Source organism: Aeromonas lacus (assembly GCF_000764665.1).
GTDB lineage: Bacteria > Pseudomonadota > Gammaproteobacteria > Enterobacterales > Aeromonadaceae > Aeromonas > Aeromonas lacus.
Genome location: NZ_JRGM01000135.1, coordinates 130,224 through 151,336 on the forward strand (window position 1 = coordinate 130,224; position 21,113 = coordinate 151,336).

At 60.6% G+C, this 21,113-nt stretch carries 16 protein-coding genes; 8 read left to right on the forward strand and 8 right to left on the reverse strand.

Translation table 11 applies throughout. From position 1 onward, the window contains the following. Window positions 1-105: 105 nt before the first annotated feature. Both LG31_RS0111910 and LG31_RS0111920 read right to left on the reverse strand, forming a co-directional pair. A complete protein-coding gene (locus LG31_RS0111910; protein WP_033114680.1) occupies window positions 106-1,143 on the reverse strand; it encodes an isopenicillin N synthase family dioxygenase in 1,038 nt (345 codons plus the stop codon). Between the two features lie 423 nt (window positions 1,144-1,566). Then, window positions 1,567-2,205 carry an NAD(P)-dependent oxidoreductase gene (locus LG31_RS0111920; RefSeq protein ID WP_033114682.1) on the reverse strand — a complete coding sequence of 213 codons (639 nt, stop codon included), beginning with the start codon at window positions 2,203-2,205 and terminating at the stop codon, window positions 1,567-1,569. Between the two features lie 101 nt (window positions 2,206-2,306). Here LG31_RS0111920 and LG31_RS0111925 point away from each other — a divergent pair, with 101 nt between their 5' ends. After that, window positions 2,307-3,191 carry a LysR family transcriptional regulator gene (locus LG31_RS0111925; RefSeq protein WP_033114683.1) on the forward strand — a complete coding sequence of 295 codons (885 nt, stop codon included), beginning with the start codon at window positions 2,307-2,309 and terminating at the stop codon, window positions 3,189-3,191. A 28-nt stretch (window positions 3,192-3,219) separates the two neighbouring features. Here the strand turns inward: LG31_RS0111925 and LG31_RS0111930 are convergent, their stop codons facing one another. The 3 genes from LG31_RS0111930 to LG31_RS0111940 are packed head-to-tail and all read right to left on the reverse strand — an operon-like array spanning window position 3,220 to window position 6,139. Then, window positions 3,220-4,446: an MFS transporter gene (locus LG31_RS0111930; RefSeq protein ID WP_050513453.1), complete on the reverse strand. Its 1,227-nt coding sequence runs from the start codon at window positions 4,444-4,446 to the stop codon at window positions 3,220-3,222. Next, window positions 4,443-5,342 (reverse strand): pirin family protein, encoded by a 900-nt coding sequence (locus tag LG31_RS0111935; protein ID WP_033114684.1) that lies wholly within the window; start codon window positions 5,340-5,342, stop codon window positions 4,443-4,445. Before LG31_RS0111935 ends, LG31_RS0111930 begins: the two co-directional genes overlap by 4 nt. A 59-nt stretch (window positions 5,343-5,401) precedes the next feature. Continuing rightward, window positions 5,402-6,139: an isochorismatase family protein gene (locus LG31_RS0111940; protein ID WP_033114685.1), complete on the reverse strand. Its 738-nt coding sequence runs from the start codon at window positions 6,137-6,139 to the stop codon at window positions 5,402-5,404. Window positions 6,140-6,331: 192 nt separating this feature from the next. On the opposite strand from LG31_RS0111940, the gene LG31_RS0111945 reads away from it, so the two are divergent. Then, complete coding sequence (locus tag LG31_RS0111945) at window positions 6,332-7,267, forward strand: LysR substrate-binding domain-containing protein (RefSeq protein ID WP_033114686.1); 936 nt, start codon at window positions 6,332-6,334, stop codon at window positions 7,265-7,267. A gap of 5 nt (window positions 7,268-7,272) precedes the next feature. Here the strand turns inward: LG31_RS0111945 and LG31_RS0111950 are convergent, their stop codons facing one another. Then, entirely contained in the window at window positions 7,273-8,181 is a 909-nt protein-coding gene (locus tag LG31_RS0111950; RefSeq protein WP_033114687.1) for a LysR substrate-binding domain-containing protein, read from the reverse strand. 302 nt (window positions 8,182-8,483) lie between these two features. Here LG31_RS0111950 and metE point away from each other — a divergent pair, with 302 nt between their 5' ends. Continuing rightward, window positions 8,484-10,748 (forward strand): 5-methyltetrahydropteroyltriglutamate--homocysteine S-methyltransferase, encoded by a 2,265-nt coding sequence (gene metE / locus LG31_RS0111955; RefSeq protein WP_033114688.1) that lies wholly within the window; start codon window positions 8,484-8,486, stop codon window positions 10,746-10,748. Between the two features lie 216 nt (window positions 10,749-10,964). Further along, window positions 10,965-11,672, forward strand: a complete 708-nt coding sequence (locus tag LG31_RS0111960) for a substrate-binding periplasmic protein (RefSeq protein ID WP_338010665.1) — start codon at window positions 10,965-10,967, stop codon at window positions 11,670-11,672. A gap of 97 nt (window positions 11,673-11,769) precedes the next feature. Here LG31_RS0111960 and LG31_RS0111965 read toward each other — a convergent pair whose 3' ends face one another. Together LG31_RS0111965 and LG31_RS0111970 are read right to left on the reverse strand one after the other, a co-directional pair. Then, the gene (locus LG31_RS0111965; protein WP_084059601.1) at window positions 11,770-12,885 is read right to left on the reverse strand and encodes a glycosyltransferase family 9 protein; all 1,116 of its coding nucleotides are present in this window, start codon (window positions 12,883-12,885) and stop codon (window positions 11,770-11,772) included. Window positions 12,886-12,955: 70 nt separating this feature from the next. Next, a complete protein-coding gene (locus LG31_RS0111970) occupies window positions 12,956-13,837 on the reverse strand; it encodes a LysR family transcriptional regulator (protein WP_033114690.1) in 882 nt (293 codons plus the stop codon). Window positions 13,838-13,993: 156 nt separating this feature from the next. Between LG31_RS0111970 and LG31_RS0111975 the strand changes: the two genes are divergently transcribed. The 4 genes from LG31_RS0111975 to pflB all read left to right on the forward strand — a co-directional run bounded on the left by LG31_RS0111975 (window position 13,994) and on the right by pflB (window position 20,952). After that, window positions 13,994-15,427 carry a glycoside hydrolase family 1 protein gene (locus LG31_RS0111975; RefSeq protein ID WP_033114691.1) on the forward strand — a complete coding sequence of 478 codons (1,434 nt, stop codon included), beginning with the start codon at window positions 13,994-13,996 and terminating at the stop codon, window positions 15,425-15,427. A gap of 193 nt (window positions 15,428-15,620) precedes the next feature. Then, complete coding sequence (gene ycaO, locus LG31_RS0111980) at window positions 15,621-17,381, forward strand: 30S ribosomal protein S12 methylthiotransferase accessory factor YcaO (RefSeq protein WP_033114692.1); 1,761 nt, start codon at window positions 15,621-15,623, stop codon at window positions 17,379-17,381. A 393-nt stretch (window positions 17,382-17,774) separates the two neighbouring features. Further along, complete coding sequence (gene focA / locus LG31_RS0111990; RefSeq protein ID WP_005333620.1) at window positions 17,775-18,623, forward strand: formate transporter FocA; 849 nt, start codon at window positions 17,775-17,777, stop codon at window positions 18,621-18,623. Between the two features lie 46 nt (window positions 18,624-18,669). Further along, window positions 18,670-20,952, forward strand: a complete 2,283-nt coding sequence (gene pflB, locus LG31_RS0111995) for a formate C-acetyltransferase (RefSeq protein ID WP_033114694.1) — start codon at window positions 18,670-18,672, stop codon at window positions 20,950-20,952. The last annotated feature ends 161 nt before the right edge of the window (window positions 20,953-21,113 follow it).

The window sequence follows — 21,113 nt, forward strand, 5'->3', positions numbered from 1 at the left end:
GCTCGGGCCATGACTTGTTTTGTTGCTTGTTGTTCGTTGTCAGGGCGGGTATATCCATGCTGCTTGTGGCTTATGCATATACCCGCCGGCGGATCTCTGCGCTGTTCAGGCCAGTATCGCTTCGCTTTCAGTGCGCGGGAGGCGAGCGGGTTCCCCATAGTGGCGGGCCGCCACATCCGGGTGGGAGCGCAGCCGCCCTTTCAGCACGTTCTCCCCCACCTGATTAAAGAGCGGGTTGGTCGGGTCACTCTCTGGCCCTTGCGCCTGCGCTGCCAGCTTGGGGGAGAGGCTGAGCAGTGGCACGGTGGCATCGAGCCGCGCCGCCATAAAGAAGGCGCAGGAGAGGCGCGAGACGCCGGGCGGCGGGCTTACCACCCGATGCAGGGTCGCCTTGAGATAGCCGTTGGAGGCCAGCTCCAACAGCTCGCCGATATTGACCACCAGCGCTCCCGGAAGGGGCGGTGCGGAGATCCAGCCGTCGGCCGTCTCGACCTCAAGCCCCGAGTGATTATCCTGCATCACCAGCGTCAGGTAGCCGGGATCCTTGTGGGCGCCGACCCCCTGACTGCAGCCACCCGTCTCTTGCCCCGGGTAGTGAATCAGCTTCATGTGCTGGTAGGGGGCGCCGCGAATGCTGTCGTCAAACACGTTGGCCGGTTGCTCCAGCACCTCGGCAAAAGCGGCCAGCAGGGTGAGGGTGATATCGCTCAGCCGCTCCTGCCACGCCAGCAGATGGCCTTTCATCTCGGGCAGGGCGGTCGGCCACTGGTTGGGGCCGATCAGCCGCTGCCAGGGTTCATGGATCTGCGCCGCAGGCAGGGCTTGCGCTTCGTTCATGATATCGAACTGCTCTCGCAGATCCGGCCGCTGGCGGGTCTGCTCGGCACCGACCCGGTTGTAGCCGCGAAAGTGGGGGCTGTTGACCATCTGCACCGCCAGTTTCTCCTGCTCCGGCAGAGCAAAGAAGCGCTCTGCCAGCGTCAGGGTTTCCCGCTGCTCGGCGTCACTCAGGCCATGTCCTGTCAGATAGAAAAAGCCGACGTCGCGGGCGGCTGCGGCCAGCCTGGCCAGCATAGGGCGACGTACCTCGGGCGCCCCGTTGAGGGCAGCCAGATCGATGATCGGCAGTGGTGAATGTTCCATGTGCACCTCCTCACTCTTTCGTTATCTCTGGCGCCATCTCTTGCACTGCCTCCGCTGTTGGCAGACCTGATAAGCGGCAAACGGGATGGCGCGACAGTGTGGCGCCATCTGGAATAAAGGGGATGCTACTGTTCGGTGTTATAAGACGGAAACAACAAATTATTCTTAGTTATATACAAAATTCGAAATGGAATTCGGTGTGTAATGGGCTGGCTGCTTTTTGCGCAGCCATTAAGGGCGGAGTGGTAAATGATGCGAAGGAGAGTGATAACCAGAGGCAAGCTGCCAGCAGCAACATAACCAAAACAGAAAATGCCGAAAACAGAAGGGAGGCGGATGCCTCCCTTCTGTCTGCGCGGGTTATTACCTGACCGAGAGGCATGCGAGTGACCGCGCATTCTGGCCTTAACCGACTGTGGGCTCTCAGTAACCCAGGGTAAAGCGCTGGCGCTGGTGAGCCGGTTTTTCCACTTCGTTCAGCACGCCGTCGGCCAGATCTCCGGCGGTGATCCCGGCAGGCTGTTCGCCGCTAAAGAGCACCTGATCGCCACCAATCCGATAGCCGCCGCGCTTCTCGCCCGGTTCGAGGAACACCGGGGGAGAGACAAAGCGCCAGTCGAGGGTGGTTTCACGACGCAGGGCGGTGAGACCGTCGCGGGCCGCCAGCGCCCCCTGTTTCCACTCGGCCGGAAACTCAGGGGTATCCACCAGTTGCACGCCGGGGGCAACCTCCAGACTGCCGGCGCCACCTACTACCAGCAGCCAGCTGTTGGCCGCTTTGGCTGCTGCGACGATCGCGTTGGCGCCCTTGAGGTACTGGTCGTAGATATCCGGTGTGGTCCAGCCCGGGTTGTAGGCGCTGATCACCCGATCGTGCCCCTTGAGCACCTCGGCCAATGCCTGCGGGTTTTGGGCATCCACCGCCACGGCGGTGACCTGCGGATGGGCGGTCACCTTGCTGACATCGCGGACGATGGCGGTGACGTGATGGCCGCGGCTGATGGCCTCGTTCAGGATGGCTGAACCGACAAAACCGCTGGCACCGATCAGGGCAATCTTCATGGGGAACTCTCCTTCACTGTTGGAATGGGGCTATCCTACGCCGCCATTTATGATTTAATAATCACCTCAAAAATGCATTCACTTATAAGCTGGATTTAATAATGGAACAGCTCAGACGTTACGCCATCTTCGCCGCCGTGGTGGAAGCGGGCAGCATGACAGGGGCGGCCAAATCCCTTGGCATGACCCCCTCCGCCGTCAGTCAGCATATCAGCCAGCTGGAGAGCCTGCTCGGACTGCCCCTGCTCCATCGCTCTACCCGTCGTCTCAGTCTGACCGAAGCGGGAGAGGTGGTGTGGCAAGGGTGCCGGGCGTTGCAGCAGACCCTTAGCGAGACCGAGCTGCGCCTCTCCGAGGTGCGCGACGCCCTGCTCGGTGAAGTGCGGATCACCGCCCCGGTGGGGATGGCGGGCCAGCCGCTGGCTCAGGCTCTCTCGCCGTTGCTGCAGGCCCACCCAGGCCTCAGCATCCAGATCATCGCCGACGACGAGAAGCGGGATCTGATTGCCGAACGGATCGACGTGGCATTGCGGGTCGGCACCTTGCCCGACTCGACTCTGGTGGCCCGCAAACTGGGGCAAACCCGGATGCTGCTCTGCGCCGCCCCCGCCTATCTGGCGCGCAAGGGAACACCACGCACCCCCGCCGATCTGGCCACCCACGACTGGCTCTGTGGCGAGATGCTGGGCAACGGTTTACTGCTGCTCGATGAGAAGGGGGGCGAGCACAGGGTGAGGTTCAAGGCCAAGGTGCTCTGCAATAACGTGTTGCCCTTGCGTCAGTTTGCGCTGGCGGGGCAGGGGATTTCGCTGCAACCGGAAGGGGAGATTGGCGAGGATCTGGCGCAGGGGCGTCTGCTGGAACTTCTGCCCGGTTTTCGGGTGGCGTCGATGGAGATCCACGCCATCACGCCGCAGCGGGAGATCCCGGAGAAAGTGCGGCGGGTGGTGGAGGCGCTGCGCAGTTACTTCGCAGGCGTCTCCTGAAACGTATCAATGCGGCTGGGACCCGCTGTCAGTTGGGCTCTTGCCCGCCAACAGGCGGGCGGTGCCACAGATAGAGTCCGATTGCCAGCAGCAAGCCGCCCAGAAAGAGCCAGCGAGCATTCCCCCAATGGCCGTTGTCCGTCATCAGGGTGGCCAGCAGCAAGGGCCCCAGCAGCTGACCGAGGTTGGCGAGCTGGACAAAAAAGCCCTGCACGATGGCCAGTTGCACCGGCCCCTGACTTACCCCCTGCGCTGACGAGAGGATAGCCGGCGGTGCCATGCCGCCCGACAGGGAGAGGGCGAGGCAGAGCCCATAGGCCCACCACGGCGACAGGCCGGGCCAGAAGGCGAGCATGCCGCAGAGCGCCATCAGGCCCAGTGCCCAGCTGATGAGCCGATCTCGCGCCACGCACCGGCGCAGCAGCCATGCCCCCATCAGGTTGCCGGGAATATTGGCGACCACCGCCAGCGCCGAGAGCAGGGCGATCTGGCTTTGGCCAACCCCGGGGCTGCCTTGCAACATGGTCGGCAGCCAGACAAAGAGCGCCCAGAGCATCAGGCTGTAGAGCGTGAACGCCAACCCGTAGCGCCAGAGTGCCTGTTGTCGGAGCACCGTGAGCTGGCGCAGTGGGTGGCCTGCGTTGGCTGCGCTTTGGGGCCCCCCGACCCGCAGCTTATCTGCCGGGCGACTGACGAGCAGAAGCAGCAGTGCAGAGAGTTGCGGGATCATCAGGATCAGCCAGGCCAGGCGCCAGCCACCTTGCGCCGTGAGCCAGGGGGTAAGCAGCATGCCGACCGCCGCGCCGAGGGGCAGGTTGACCGCCCACAGGCTCAGGGCCAGTCGCTTATCCTCCTCCCGGGTCACCGCCACGATAAAGGCGGGCATGGCCACCGAGATCAGCAAAAAGCCAATCCCCTCGACAATGCGCGACAGCAGCATCATGGCCAGCCCGGTGGCAGGCAGCGCCAACGCCCCGCCAGTCACGATGACAAGCAACCCGACAACCCCGGTTTGCCGCCCACTCCAGCGGGTCAGCAACAGGCCGAGAAAGAGGCTGAAGCAGATCGCCAGCGTATTGAAAGCCGAGGCGAGATAGCTGGCTTCGACCAGTGTCAGCCCCAGCTCGCTGCGCAGCATGCCGAGTACGGCGGGCACTTTGCCAAGGCAGAGGGCGCCGCTGGCACCGGCGAAAATGGCGAGGAAGACCAGAGGCCAGCGCGTGCTTTGTGGCTGGTGGCTAATGAGCGTGCTCATGGCCGATATTGGCCGTTGTGCAGCCAGTCATCGTTGAGCTGGCCAAATTCGCCGCGCTGATAGGCATGCAGCCGATCTGCAATGGCGTCGTGGCTGTTCATCACGAAGGGGCCATGTTTGACCAGGGGTTCATTGAGCGCCTGGCCTGAGAGCAGCACGAAGTGGCAGCGCTCGGTGGCCTCAAGTTGCAGTGCCACCGCCTCGCCGCCATCGGCAGGGAGGCTTACCCCCATCCCGTGACCTGTCGGGATGAGGTGCCGCTCTCCCTCCGCCTGCAGGGTCAGCGACCCGGTCAGGGGATAGAGCATCGCATTCCAGCCTGCCGCCAGCAGATGGATGAAGCGGCTGCCGGGCGCGCAATGGCCATCGAGCAGGGTAAAGGGTTGGGGCAGCGCCGCCGAGTGTGGCGCCGTTATGCCGTTGCTGTGGCCCGCGACCACCCGCACCCGAACCCCTTCGTCATGAAATTCGGGGATGGTGGCGGCGGCTGCGTGGATGGCAAAAGGCGACGCCATCTTCTGACGGGTAGGCAAGTTGACGAAGATCTGCAGGGCGTGGACATAGGGCGATGCCCCCTCCGGCTGCTCGGTATGCACGGCCCCGCGCCCGGCCGCCAGCCAGTGCAGCGCCCCCGGTTCGATGGGGCCCTGATTGCCGAGGGAGTCGTAGTTGACGTGGGGGGCCGTCGAATCCTCGAACAGATAGGTGACGGCAGAGATCCCGGCATGGGGATGGGGCTCGAAGGTGGGGGCGGTCATCTGAAAGTGATCCACCATCACCACGGGGTCTATCAGACCGTTGAAAAAGTGTTCGCCAAAATGGCGTGCTGCAAAGCCGCTGCCAATGCGCAGTGGTTGGCCCTTGACCGGGGCGGAGAGGGTCAGGCGTCTGGTCATCAATGGATCCTCCAGAAGATAAAAGATGCCTTCGGTCACCTGACCGAAGGCGGGGCGAGTTACGACTTTTTGGCACTCTCTTGCATCTGCCACACCAGGGTGGCGAAAGGCATGTCGAGCGCGCTGTAGACATCGTGCGCCTTGGGGTCGACGTTGCTGCGCAGCATCTCGACGGCGGCGGAGGCGTAGTCGGTGACCGGGATACCGGCCCCCAGCAAGCGTTGCAGACCCGTGGTGCGCTTGGCTTCGTTGAAGGTGCCGGAGGCATCGAGCACCACCCGGGCATCATAGCCGGCAGCCTTGGCAGAGAGGGCCGGGAAGCTGGCGCAGATCTCGAGCGATACCCCGGCGATGATCAGCTGTTTGCGGCCGGTTTTCTCAATGGCGGCGCGCACGGCGGGATCGTCCCAGGCGTTGATGACGGTGCGGTTGATCACCTTCACATCCGGCAGGGCACTGGTCAGTTCGGGCATGGTGGGGCCCCACATCCCATCGGGCATGGTGGCGGTCACGATCACCGGCACGCCGAGGGCGCGGGCGGCGTTGGCCAGCGCCACCACGTTGTGCTTGAGTTCGCCCACCGTGGTGTCGCGCACGCCGCTCAATAAGCCGACCTGATGGTCAACCAGCAGCAGTACCGCATTGTCTCGGGAGAGCATCTCCAGATAGCGGTTGGGTGATACGGTCGGATGGCTGGTTGCCTCGGCAGCCATGGCCGGTGTCGCTGTGGTGGCAAATGTGGCGGTCAGGGTCGCCAGACCGAGCAGGGTGGCAGAGCAGATTTGTCGCAGTTTCATGGTGAACTCCTTGTGATATCGGAACAGTCAAACGGCCCTTGCTGGTGGGGCGGATTGCCCGTGCAGCAACCGTCTGATGGGGACAGGGCCATTATGATGGCTGCAAAAATGGCGACAATCTGGTGAAATAGGTTCTTATCGTTCCATTGGTGGAACGATGTGAATGCACCTCACCCTGATCAAGGCTGCCCGATGACACCACTGGAACTTGATTTGAACGATCTCTATCTCTTCACCCATGTGGTGCAGCGACAGGGATTCACTGCCGCCGCGCGGGCGCTTGGCGTGCCCAAGTCGCGGATCTCGCGCCGGATCCGGCTGCTGGAGGAGCGGCTGGATGCCCGTTTGCTGCAACGTACCTCGCGTCAGCTCAGCCTGACCGATGCCGGCGAGGTGCTCTATCGCCACTGTCAGGCGATGCTGGCCGAGGCGCAGGCCGGAGAGGCGGCAGTGCGGCAACGGCAGCAGGAGCCGAGCGGTCTGGTGCGCATCAGCGTGCCCATTACCATTGCCGATGCGCTGCTTGCCCGCTTGCTGCCCGCTTTTATGGCGCAATACTCCAAGGTGAGGCTCGCCGTGCAAGCCAGCAATCGGCAGGTGGATCTGCTGGAGGAGGGGCTGGATGTGGTGATCCGCGGGGTGGCCTTCGAGCAGCCCCCCTCCAGCCTGGTGCAGGTGCCGCTCTGTACGGTGCAGTGGGGCGTGCTGGCTGCCCCGGCGTGGCTCTCTCGCCAAAGCGCTTTGGTGCACCCTCGCCAGCTGGAGGGAGAGGATGCCCTGCTTTTCAGCTCGCTGGAGCGTCAGGCCGATCTGTTGCGGCTGCGGCACGACAGTGGGGAGATTGAGGAGGTGGCGGTCAATGTGCTATTGCGCAGCGACAACGTGCAAACCCTCAAGCAGGCGGCGCTGGCGGGGCTCGGGATGGTGGGCTTGCCACTTTACGCCTGCGTGAATGAGCTGGCGGATGGGCGGCTGCAACAACTGCTGCCCGAGTGGCGCCCCAAAGATGGCAAGCTGGTGATGCTCTATCCCGCGCGGCGCGGTCTGTCACCGGCGGTCAGGGCCCTCATCGACTTTATCAAGGCGCAGTTGCCTGCACTGCTGGCAGAGGTCGGCCAGCCTCGCTGAGGGGGCTATCCCTCCATCTTGGTGCGAATGCGCTCGAACAGGCTCTGCAGGCAGGCTTGATCCCGATCGGCGGCCCGCACCGCGCCGTACATATGGCGACGAATACCACTCCCGAGGGGGCGGGCGCAGAGCATCCCTTGTCTGACAAACTCGTCGCTGGCCCAGCGCGGCAGGGCGGCGACGCCGAGCCCGGCGGCGGCCATCTGCAGCATCACCGAGGTGTTGTCCACCGGCTTGCAGCGGGCGGGCTCCACCCCGGCGGGTTGCAAAAAGCGGCTGAAGATATCCATGCGGCTGCGCTCCACCGGATAGACCAGCAGCACCTCCGCCTCCAGATCGCCCGGCTCGATGCGACTCTGGTGGCAGAGGGGATGATCCGGCGCCATCACCAGAGTGAGATCGAAGGCAAACAGCGGCTCGAAGTGGAGATCGCCGCGGGCCTGCACGTCCGAGGTGAGCAGCAGATCGAGCTGGCCGCCGAGCAGGGCATTGATGGCATCAAAGCCCGGCACTGACTCCACCTCCAGATCCACCCCCGGCCACTGGCGGCGAAAATCGGGCAACAGCGGCAACAGCCACTGGATGCAGCTGTGGCAATCGAGCGCCAGATGCAGCCTGCCCGCATCGCCGCTCTGCAGGGCTTGCAACTGTTTCTCGGTCTGGGCCAGAGCGGGCAACACCTGACGGGCGAGGGCGAGCAGCTGGCTGCCGGCTGCGGTCAGCACCAGCGGGCGGCTTTTGCGCAGGTAGAGCTCCAAATTGAGGCGGGTCTCCAGCTCTTTGAGTTGGTGGGAGAGGGCGGACTGGGTGAGGTTGAGGGTCAGCGCCGCACCGGCCAGCGAGCCCTGCTCGGCCAGCGCGGTCAATGTCTTCAAGTGTTTGATCTCTATCCCTGCATTGCTTGGCACTGCCATAAGATGGCTCCTTGTGAGATTGCGTATGGCGCTGAGGTTGATGTCAGCGGTGGCCTGGCCTTTAGCCTCCTGCACCTCTTGATCCTGCCGTCTTGCTGCTGCGCTTCTTAACACATGCAAAAACGGGCCTCTGTATCCTCGCGGTGAACCTGTTCGGCGGTCAGTTGAGGATTATTTGAGAGCCACTTGAAGAGGATTCAATAGCCAGCGTCACCTTATCTTGTCATTTTGGATGTGTAAACATCTGGATGGCTAAATCATCCAGTTTCCCATCAGATGAATGAGCATAAGGAAATGAACCTATGACACGAGCACACAATCTGGGCTTCCCCCGTATCGGCGCCAAGCGCGAGCTGAAATTTGCCCTCGAATCCTACTGGCGTGGCGAGACCACTCAGGCCGAACTCGTTGCCGTGGGCAAGACGCTGCGTAAGCGCCACTGGCAGGCCCAGCATGCCGCCGGGGTCAATCTGCTGCCGGTAGGCGACTTCGCCTGGTACGATCAGGTGCTCGGTACCAGCCTGCTGGTGGATGCGGTACCTGCCCGTCACCGTCATGGCGAGACCGACCTCGACACCCTGTTCCGGGTGGCCCGTGGTCGTGCGCCGACCGGCCCGGCGGCGGCGGCCGCCGAGATGACCAAATGGTTCAACACCAACTACCACTATCTGGTGCCGGAATTCAGCCGTGACCAGCGCTTCAAGCTGGGCTGGAGCCAGCTGTTTGACGAGGTCGAAGAGGCCAAGGCCCTGGGGCTGCCGGTCAAGGCAGTGCTGCTGGGGCCGATCTCCTACCTCTGGCTTGGCAAGGAGAAAGAGAGCGGCTTCTCTCGCCTTGAACTGCTCGATCGCCTGCTCATCGTCTATCAGGAGATCCTGGCCAAGTTGGCCTCTCAAGGGGTGGAGTGGGTACAGATAGACGAGCCGGCGCTGGCGCTGGACTTGCCGGACGAGTGGCGGCTGGCCTACCTCAACGCCTACGAGCGCCTCGCTGGCCCCTGCAAGCTGCTGCTCACCACCTATTTCGGGTCTGTGGCTCATCAGCGCGACATCATCACCAGCCTCAAGGTAGATGGCCTGCATCTGGATCTGGTGGCCGCCCCCGAACAGCTGGTGACGCTGGTGCCGCATCTGCCCGCCCAGTGGGTCATCTCAGCCGGGGTGATCAACGGCCGTAACGTCTGGCGTGCCAATCTGGCCAAGCTGGCGCCGACCCTGAAAGCGCTGAAAGCCAAACTCGGCGAGCGGCTCTGGGTGGCCTCCTCCTGCTCCTTGCTGCACAGCCCGGTGGATTTGACCCTCGAACTGGAGCTGGATCCCCAGACCCGCAGCTGGTTCGCTTTTGCCCTGCAAAAATGTTTCGAACTGGGGCTGCTCAGAGACTATCTGGATGGGGGCGAGCTCGACAAAATCACCGCCTACAGCCAGCCCATCGTCGATCGGGAGTCCGATAGCCGGGTGCACAAAAAAGTGGTGCAGTCACGGCTCGCCAGCCTTACCAACAGCGACTTTGATCGCCACAGCCCCTATCCGGTCAGGGCCGAGCTGCAGCGCTCGGATCTCAAACTGCCGCTGCTGCCCACCACCACCATCGGCTCCTTCCCGCAGACCTCGCAGATCCGGGTATTGCGTCAGGATTGGCGAGCCGGTCGCATCGAGGACAGCGCCTACGAGGCGGGCATTAAGGCGGAGATCCGTGATGCCATCGCGCGTCAGGAGGCGATCGGGCTGGATGTGCTGGTACATGGCGAGGCCGAGCGCAACGACATGGTGGAGTATTTCGGTGAGCTGCTGGACGGCTTTGCCATCACCCGCTTCGGCTGGGTACAGAGTTATGGCTCCCGCTGCGTCAAGCCGCCGGTGATCACCCGTGATATCGACCGCCCGACCCCCATGACCCTGGCGTGGACCCAGTTTGCCCAGAGCCTGACCGACAAGCCGGTGAAGGGGATGCTGACGGGCCCTGTGACCATCCTCTGCTGGTCCTTCCCGCGGGAAGATGTGAGCCGCGAGCAATCCGCCCTGCAAATCGGGCTGGCTATTCGCGACGAGGTGGCAGATCTGGAATCCGTCGGCATCAAGATCATCCAGATCGACGAACCGGCGATCCGCGAAGGCTTGCCCCTGCGCAAGCAGGATCATCAGGCCTATCTCGACTGGGCGGTACGTGCCTTCCGCCTGAGCGCCAGCCCGGTGGCGGACAGCACCCAGATCCACACCCACATGTGTTACAGCGACTTCAACCTCATCATCGAGGCGGTGGCGGCGCTGGATGCGGACGTGATCACCATCGAGACCAGCCGCAGCCAGATGCAGCTGCTCGAAGCGTTCGAGCGCTTCAACTATCCCAACGAGATTGGCCCGGGCGTCTACGACATCCACTCGCCGAACGTGCCGAGCCAGAGCTGGATTGAGGGGTTGCTGCGCAAGGCCGCCAAGCAGATCCCGGCCGAGCGGCTGTGGGTCAACCCGGATTGCGGCCTCAAGACCCGCGGCTGGGAAGAGACGGAAGCTGCCCTCAAGGTGATGGTCGATGCCACCAAAGCGCTGCGCGCCGAGCTGGCGTGAGCAGAAGGTCGTGACCGCTATCGATAAGGTGGCGTGCTGACAAGCTGACGGGAGAGGGGAAGCCACTGCTTCCCCTCTCTTTTTTCTGGTCACTATTTTCACTGGCTCCTGATCCTTGCCACAGCCCGCTTTGCACTAGGCTCAGAGGTGGCAGGAGTGGATGGAGTCGCGGCCATGGGTGTTGGTATGAGGATCGCAATCCTGTGGGGATTGCTGATGTGGCAGAGTGTCTGGGCGACACCAGCGGCCGAATTGAAGATGGTCTACTTTGACGACTTTGCCCCATATTCGTGGCGTGACGAACAGGGCAAGATGCGCGGGCTGATGATCGATGTGATGGATCGGGTGGCCGCGCAGATGGGGCTGCGGGTGCACCATGAAGGCTATCCGTGGCAACGGGCGCAAAAGATGGTGCGTCTGGCGCAGGCCGATGGTTTTGTAACCATCGCCACTCAGGAGCGGCGCAGTTATACCCTGCTTGTGGAAGAGCCGGTCACCACAACGACCCTGACGATATTTACGCCGCGCGCTCATTCCCATATGCAGGAGTTCCTGCAAGCCAAACGTCTGGGCGACCTCAAGGCGTTCACCTTTCTCGACTATCTCGGCAATGGCTGGGGCAAGGAGAACCTGGCCAGCTTCACCGTTCATCAGACCATCAATGTTGATAACGTCTTCAAAATGCTGGCTGCGGGTCGGGGGGATCTGATGGTGACAGATCCACTGGTCGCACGCTTCAAACTCAACAAGCTGGGGCTGGCCAATCAGGTGGTTGAAGTGCCACTCGTGCTTGAGTCGACACCGTTTAACCTCTGCATCGGCAAACACTCCCGCTTTAATACCCGGCTCACCGAGTTCAACAGGGCTTTGCAGCAGTTGCGGCAAAGTGGCGAGCTGGCGCGCATTGAAGCCCGCTATCGTTGAACCCTGATGACACAAGTCGTTTCAACCTGGGGCTAAAAACGAAAGAGGGAAGGTGCAAGCCTTCCCTCTTTCGCTGCATCAACGACAAGCGCCGCATTCAGCACGCCTGTTGCAGGTTGAGTGGCTGGTGGGCGGATTGTTCGATAAACAACGGAGCGGGCGGCAGGGATGGGCGTTCACGCTCCAGCATCTTGCTTAGCCACTGGTGATTAAGGGCGATCAGGTCGCGATCAGTCACCACCAGATTGTGGTGCTGGGCACCGAGGCAGCCGTAGTGGCACGGATCTGTCTGGGTAAAGAGGCCAAGACAAGGGACACCACTGGCGGCGGCCAGATGCAGCGGCCCGGTATCGCAGCTGACAAAGAGGGAAAGCCCGGCAGTGACGGCCGCAAATTCGCACAGGCTGGTGAGCGAGAGGGTGACATCGCCGACCAGAGGCAGTGGCGCAGCCGGGTCGTTGAACTGGATCATCACCCCATCGGGAGCTTGCCGGCGCAATTGGGCCAGCAGTCGTTGCCACTGAATGGGGGAGAGCCCCTTGCCTTTGCGAGCGCCGGTAAAAAAGCCGATGAGCGGTTGCCCCGGGTGTGCTCTGGCCAGCTCCGCCAGCTGGGGATGGCAGGTCGCCATGGGCAGCCCCAGCGCTATCTGCTGCTCGGGGCCCGCATCCACGCCCAACAGGCGCAGCGGGCGGTGGGCATAGTGGCGATCTTCTTCGAGCGCTTCGGGACGGGCGAAGATCGCATCCCCCTTGGCATCGTCAAATCCCAGTTTTTCGCAGCCGCGCACCCAGGCGGCCAGCAAGTGGTCGGTGCTGGAGGCAAATGGCACATATACCCGGTCGTAACGCTGTTGGCGCAGTTGCCAAAGGGCGGGCAGGGCGCTGATCAACCCTTTCCCCTGCAGCCTGATCAGATGAATGCGGTGCAACTTGAGGGCAGTGAACAGGGGGAGCAGTGGCCCCTTGCTGCAAACCAGCTCGATCTCGGCGCCGGGGTGGGACTTTTGTACTTGCTGCAGGAAGGGGAGCAAAAAGAGGTTGTTGCCAATCCGGTTGTTGCTGCGTACCACAAGAATGCGGCGAGGGGGCGCTTCACCGGGTAGCAGCAGGGAGCCTCGGGCCAGCCAAGCGAGGAGCGAGCGCTCGATGCCGGATGTCCATTGGCGACGCTGACCATCGAAGCGGCGCAGTATGTCTCTGACTTTTTTCATGGGGGCGTACTCGGGCTGAGAAGAATGCCCCCTAAATAGACACAGGGATTCTTAAGAAATTATTAATTCTTTAATCAGGGAGGAGATTTTCCCCCGTTATGTGATCGGTAACCGTCTGCCAGAAGGCGTCAGCCAGTGGAGAGTGACTATTTGGGGGACGGATGAGGCCAATCGCCCAGCACGCCTCGTTCTCCGTTAAGGGCAGGGTGAGCACATCCGGGTGCTCTATGGTGGTGGAGGAGGGGACCAGGGTCCAGGCGATCCCGGCGGCGGCGGTAGCGACGCCCGCTGCAAAGTCATTGACATACTGGATCCCCTGAAAGCGCAGTCCGCTCTGGGCCAGATAGTTCATCAGGTGATCATAAAACGACGGCGCTTTGTCCCGGCGCAGGATCGCCAGCGGCTTGTCCACCAGATCCGCCAACTCCCTTACATCGCGGTAGCTGGCGGGCAGCACGGCGACAAAGTGGGCTCGCTCGACTGGCATGGCGTGCCACCCCTTGGGGGCGGGCAGGCGACAAAAACCCAGATCCAGCTTGCCCTCGCTTAACGCCAGCAACTGATGGTGGGTGGAGAGATCGTTGAGCTCTATGGTCACCTGCGGTCGCTCGGCGCGAAAACGGGCGATGACCGCAGGTACCAGGATCTTGGTGGCGACGCCAAAACCGATACGCAGGGTGCCGACGTTGCCCGCCAGCACATCGCGGGCGGTGCGCGAGAGCTGCTCGCTCTGGACTACCACGGTGCGGGCATCCTCATAAAGGGCCCGCCCCAGCACAGTGAGGCGGGTGGTGCTGGCGTTACGCTCGAACAACTCGCCGCCGAGCTCCTCCTCCAGCCGCCTTATCTGCTTGCTCAGCGCCGACTGGGTGACATGCTGGCGCACCGCCGCCTGGCCGAAATGCAACACCTCGCCCAGAGTGACGAAGGCCTTCAGATCACGTAGCTCCACAGCGGCTCCTTCATTCCTTATGGGAATATTGAATGGTTATATTTGTCATTGGACGGAATTCTAGAACTGTTCGATGCTATTGCCAATTCAATTGGGTGCCGCCAGTCGGCGCAATCGAGGTGGTCAGGACCACCGCTGCAGAAGGAGCAACACCAGATGCATCACCACAAGTTCAACGACTTCCCGAGCGATTTTCTGTGGGGCGCCGCCTCCGCCGCCTATCAGGTGGAGGGGGGCTGGAATGCCGATGGCAAGGGGCCCTCGGTGTGGGATCTCTTCACCAAGCTGCCGGGCAAAACCTTTGAGGGGAGCAACGGCGATGTGGCGGTGGATCACTACCACCGCATGGAAGAGGACGTGGCGCTGATGGCCGAAATGGGGCTCAAGGCCTATCGCTTCTCGGTGAGCTGGCCGCGCATCTACCCGAGTGGCCGCGGCGAGGTGAGCGAGGCGGGGCTGGCTTTCTACGAGACGCTGATCGACACCCTTTTGGCTCACCAGATCGAACCGGTGCTGACCCTTTATCACTGGGATCTGCCGCAGGCGCTGCAGGATGAGTACGGCGGCTGGGAAGACCGACGTATTATCGAGGATTTCGAGCGCTACTGCGTGACCCTCTATCAGCGCTTTGCCGGCAAGGTGAAGTATTGGGTCTCCCTCAACGAGCAGAACTACAACCTCACCAACGCCTATCAGCTCGGCACCCATCCGCCCGCCGTGCAGGACCGCAAGCGCTTCTTTGCCGCCAACCATATCGCGTTTCTGGCCAATGCCCGTGCTATCAAGGCATTTCGCCAGTATGTGCCGAATGGCTTGATTGGCCCGAGCTTTGCCTATTCCCCTGCCTATCCGGCATCGTGCGACCCGAAAGATATGCTGGCCTTTGAGAATGCCGAGGAGTTCAACAACCTCTGGTGGCTGGATGCCTACTGCTTTGGCCGCTATCCGCAGGCGGCGCTCGCTTACTTGCGGGAAAACGGTGAGGCGCCCGAGATCCTGCCGGGCGATATGGAGTTGCTGCGCGAAGGGACGCCCGACTACATTGGCGTCAACTACTACTACACCCTGACCTACACCGATAACCCCTTGGACGGTCAGACCCTGCAGCGCATCAACACCACCGGCAAGAAGGGCACCACGCCATCAAGCGGCATTCCCGGCCTCTTCAAGACGGCGCCCAACCCGCACCTTGAGACCAGCAACTGGGACTGGGCCATCGATCCGACCGGGATGCGTATCGCCCTGCGTCGCCTCTCTTCCCGCTATGGTCTGCCGCTGATGATCACCGAGAACGGTCTTGGCGAGTTCGACAAGCTGGAGGCGGGCGATAAGGTGAACGATGAGTACCGCATCGATTATCTGCGCAGTCACGTCAAGGCGTGCCAGGAGGCGATGCAGGATGGGGTGGAACTGCTCGGCTACTGCGCCTGGTCGTTCACCGACATCCTGAGCTGGCTCAACGGCTATCAGAAGCGCTACGGCTTCGTCTATGTGGAGCGTGACGAGCAGGGGGGCACCCTTCGCCGGATCAAGAAGGCGAGCTTCCACTGGTACAGCCAGGTGATTGCGAGCCAGGGCAAGCAGCTCTGACGGTTTATCGCGTCGCGTAACCAGCGGGCCCGGGCAATCCCCGGGCCCGCGCTGTTTTTGGCGGGGGAGCGGGGACAAGCCGGTTTCTCACCGTGCGACTCATCCCTCTTTGCTGATTTTTGTCCTGCCAAAGCCGCCGACCCCTGCTATTATCTGCGGCCGAACATGAGCCAATAAAAATCAGGATATCGTGATGACTGACCACACTTTTATTCCCGGCAAGGACGCGGCGCTGGAAGACTCCATCGAACGCTTCCAGACCAAGCTGCAAGCCTTGGGCTTTGATATTGAAGAGGCCTCCTGGCTCAACCCCGTGCCGAACGTCTGGTCGGTGCATATTCGGGACAAGGAGTGCTCCCTCTGCTTTACCAATGGCAAGGGTGCCAGCAAGAAGGCGGCTCTCGCCTCTGCTCTGGGTGAGTATTTCGAGCGTCTCTCCACCAACTACTTCTTCGCCGACTTCTATCTGGGCGAGCAGGTAGCAAACGGTGATTTCGTTCACTATCCCAACGAGAAGTGGTTCCCCATCGAGGGTGACCAGTTCCCGGCCGGTCTGCTCGACAGCTTCACCCGCAAGTTCTACAACCCGGATGGTGAAGTGACCGCCGACATGCTGGTGGATCTGCAGTCAAACAACGAAGAGCGCGGTATCGTCGCCCTGCCGTTCGAGCGCCAGTCCGATCACCAGACCGTCTATATCCCGATGAACATCATCGGCAACCTCTATGTTTCCAACGGCATGAGTGCCGGCAACACCCGCACCGAAGCGCGCACCCAGGCGCTCTCCGAGGTGTTCGAGCGCCACGTGAAGAACAAGATCATCGCCGAGGCCCTGAGCCTGCCGCAGATCCCTGGCGAAGTGATTGCCCGTTACCCGGGAATTGCTGCCTCCATCGCGGCGTTGGAAGCAGAAGGCTTCCCCATTTACAGCTTTGATGCCTCCCTGGGTGGCCGCTATCCGGTCATCTGCGTGGTCCTGCTCAACCCGAGCAACGGTACCTGCTTTGCCTCCTTCGGTGCCCATCCGCGCTTCGAAGTGGCCTTCGAGCGTACCGTCACCGAGCTGCTGCAGGGCCGTGGTCTTAAGGATCTCGACGTGTTCGTGCCGCCCTCATTCGACAACGAGCAGGTGGCGGATCACCACAACCTCGAGACCCATTTCATCGACTCTTCGGGCCTCATCAGCTGGGATCTGTTCAAGCAGGATGCGGACTTCGAGTTCGCCGACTGGGACTTCCGAGGCACCTCGCAGGAGGAGTTCGACCACCTGATCGGCATCTTCCACGAGCTTGAGCAGCCGGTCTATATCGCCGACTACGAGCATCTGGGTGTCTACGCCTGCCGCATTCTGGTGCCGGGCATGTCCGACATCTATCCGGCCGAAGATCTGCTGTTGGCCAACAACAACATGGGCGCCAACCTGCGCGAAGTGATCCTGGCGCTGCCATCCCTTGATTGGGATGCCGAGCAGTATATGGCGTTGTTTGATCAACTGGATGAAGAGGGGCACGACGAGCGCACCCGTGTGCGCGAGCTGCTGGGCATCGCTGCCGCCAAGGGCACCGCGCTGCACACCCTGCGGGTGGGCGAGCTCAAAGCCATGCTGGCGCTGGCCGCCGGTGAGCTGGAGACGGCGCTGGATCTCATCGACTGGACCATGGAGTTCAACCAGTCAGTGTTCACCGCCGAGCGAGCCAGTTACTACCGCGCCCTGCGTGCCTGCGTTGAGTTGTTCCTCGACGAGGAGCGGGATCCGGAGCAGTATCGCGCTGTCTTCACCCGCATGTATGGCGAAGAGACGCTGGCACAGGCTTGGGCCAACGCCAGTGGCGAAGCGCGTTTCCACGGGCTTGAAGCAGCTGACTTGTCGCTTGCCCAATTCCCGCTGCACCAGAAGCTGCTGGCGGCCTACGAGAAGCTGCAAAAGGCCAAGCGTGCCCATCAGTGGTCATAAAAGATACATTGACCATGTGTTAGTAAAGGAGGGGCCGGTTGGCCCCTTCTGTTTGATGCAGATAAGCGATGTCGTTGTTATTCAAAGATGAAATAAAAAACAAAAAATACCTCTAAGGGGGTTGCAGGTAGGGCAGGGGGCATGCTTGGGAACTGCAAAGATATCTTGCCAATGCATGGTTTGTGTGGCGAACTATAAATTCTTTAAAATCATTATATTAAAAATCCAACACTTCTGTTTCAGCTGAAACCTGGTGTAAACTGGCGTAGCCATGCGGCTCAAATATTTGTAGTAAAATTACAATCGCACACTGATAAATTTGATCGATGTCAATTTTGGCCATTTGGCCCTTTGTTATGATTTCAACAGGCAAAACATTCAGGTAGATCATAATTGAAAGCTGAATCCCCATTCGATTGTCTCAAGCCCGAAGCCATCGCTGCACTGGCTGAAGACATCACCTACGCCAAGGCTACCAAGCCGGCATACAAGGTCATTCCACTGGCCATTACCGCAGGCGCTTTCATCGCCATCGCATTTATCTTCTACATCACAGTGACTACCGGAACCGGTTCCATGCCTTGGGGTATGGCCAAGCTGGTTGGCGGTCTCTGCTTCTCTCTCGGACTTATTCTCTGCGTACTGCTCGGTGCCGAGCTGTTCACCTCCACCACCCTGACGCTGGTAGCCAAAGCGGCCAACCGGATCAGCTGGGCCCAGCTGCTCAAGAACTGGGGGCTGGTCTACTTCGGCAACCTGATTGGCGGTCTGTTGATGGTGGCGCTGATCATCGTTTCTGCCGAGTACACGGCAGCAGACGGTCAGTGGGGCCTTAACGCACTCAAAGTGGCTCAGCACAAAATTCACCACACCTTCTTCGAAGCAGTGGCGCTCGGTATCCTCTGTAACCTGATGGTATGTCTGGCTGCATGGATGGCATTCGGTGCCCGCAGCGCGACTGACAAGGTAGTGGTTATGCTGCTGCCGGTTGCCATGTTCGTTGCCTCAGGTTTCGAGCACAGCATCGCAAACATGTTTATGATTCCGGTTGGCATCGCTATCCATAGCGTGGCTAGCCCGGAGTTTTGGCAGGCCATCGGCCAGGATCCGGCAACCTTTGCTGACCTGACCGTATCCAACTTCGTCCTACACAACCTCATCCCTGTTACCATCGGCAATATCATCGGTGGTGGCGTGATGGTTGGTCTGACTTACTGGTTTATCTTCCGTCGTCATCATTAAGGATGATTGCGGGATACTACATCAATACCGTGTGAGGTAATGAAAAATGGCAGAACTTAACGAACAGTTCCAAAAAGCATGGGAAGGCTTCGCGGCCGGTGAATGGCAGACCTCTGTCAACACCCGTGACTTCATCCAGAAGAACTACACCCCGTATGAAGGTGACGAGTCCTTCCTGGCTGGCGCGACCGAAGCGACCACCAAGCTGTGGGACAAGGTCATGGAAGGGATCAAAATCGAGAACCGCACTCACGCGCCGGTCGATTTTGATACTGACCTGCCCTCCACCATTACCGCACACGATGCCGGTTATATCGATCAGAGCCTGGAGCAGATCGTTGGTCTGCAGACTGACAAGCCGCTGAAGCGTGCCATCATCGCCAACGGCGGTATCAAGATGGTTAAAACTTCTTGCGAAGTGTACGGTCGTCAACTGGACCCGATGGTCGAGAAGATCTTCACCGAGTACCGCAAGACTCACAACCAGGGCGTGTTTGACGTTTACACCAAAGACATCCTGAACTGCCGCAAGTCTGGTGTTATCACCGGTCTGCCGGATGCCTACGGCCGTGGCCGTATCATCGGTGACTACCGTCGTGTCGCTCTGTACGGTATCGACTTCCTGATGGCCGACAAACTGGCCCAGTTCAAGTCCCTGCAAGCTGACCTGGAAAACGGCGTCAACCTGGAAGCCACCATCCGTCTGCGCGAAGAGATCTCCGAGCAGCACCGTGCCCTGGCACAGATGAAGGTGATGGCTGCCAAGTACGGTTGCGATATCTCCGTACCGGCCAAGAATGCCAAAGAAGCCGTACAGTGGACCTACTTCGCCTACCTGGCGGCAGTCAAGTCCCAGAACGGCGCTGCCATGTCCTTCGGTCGTACCTCCAGCTTCCTGGACATCTACATCGAGCGTGACCTGCAGAAAGGCCTGATCACCGAGCAAGAAGCCCAGGAGCTGATGGACCACATGGTCATGAAGCTGCGTATGGTTCGCTTCCTGCGTACCCCGGAATACGATTCACTGTTCTCCGGCGACCCGATGTGGGCTACCGAGACCCTGGCTGGTATGGGCGTTGACGGCCGTACCCTGGTCACCAAGAACAGCTTCCGTATGCTGAACACCCTGTACACCATGGGCCCGTCCCCTGAGCCGAACCTGACCATCCTGTGGTCCGAGAAGCTGCCGGTCGGTTTCAAGAAGTACTGCGCCAAGGTATCCATCGAGACCTCTTCCGTTCAGTACGAGAACGACGATCTGATGCGTCCGGATTTCAACAACGATGACTACGCCATCGCTTGCTGTGTATCCCCGATGATCGTTGGTAAGCAAATGCAGTTCTTCGGTGCTCGTGCCAACCTGGCCAAGACCATGCTGTATGCAATCAACGGCGGTATGGATGAGAAGCTCAAGATCCAGGTCGGTCCGAAAACCGAAATGGTCAAGTCTGAGTACCTCGACTACAACGACGTGATGGATCGTCTGGATCACTTCATGGATTGGCTGGCCAAGCAGTACGTTGCTGCGCTGAACATCATCCACTACATGCACGACAAGTACAGCTACGAAGCCTCTCTGATGGCGCTGCACGACCGTGACGTATATCGCACCATGGCGTGTGGTATCGCTGGTCTGTCCGTAGCAGCTGACTCCCTGTCTGCTATCAAGTACGCCAAGGTCAAGCCGGTTCGTGACGAAGATGGCGTTGCCATCGACTTCGAAATCGACGGCGAATACCCGCAGTTCGGTAACAACGACGCTCGCGTCGATGACATCGCCTGTGACCTGGTTGAGCGCTTCATGAAGAAGATTCAGAAGCTGAACACCTACCGTGGTGCTGTTGCTACCCAGTCTGTTCTGACCATCACCTCCAACGTGGTATATGGTAAGAAGACCGGTAACACCCCGGATGGCCGTCGTGCCGGTGCTCCGTTTGGCCCGGGTGCCAACCCGATGCACGGTCGTGACCAGAAAGGTGCTGTTGCATCCCTGACTTCCGTTGCCAAGCTGCCGTTCGCTTACGCTAAAGATGGTATCTCCTATACCTTCTCCATCGTTCCGAACGCACTGGGTAAAGATATGGAAGCCCAGAAAGCCAACCTGGCTGGCCTGATGGACGGTTACTTCCACCACGAATCCAACGTAGAGGGTGGTCAGCACCTGAACGTTAACGTGATGAACCGTGAAATGCTGCTGGACGCCATGGAAAACCCGGAGAAATATCCGCAGTTGACCATCCGCGTATCCGGTTATGCCGTTCGCTTCAACTCTTTGACCAAAGAGCAACAGCAAGACGTCATCACCCGTACCTTCACCGCCGCTCTGTAATCGAGTCGCAGTGAGCAGAAACCGGCGCCAAGGCGCCGGTTTTTTTATGTCTCCCTCTTGCCGGATTGGGTGGCTTTGTTAGTTTGCCTCTGCCTCTGCCTCTGCCTCTGCCTCTGCCTCTGCCTCTGCCTCTGCCTCTGCCTCTGCCTCTGCCTCTGCCT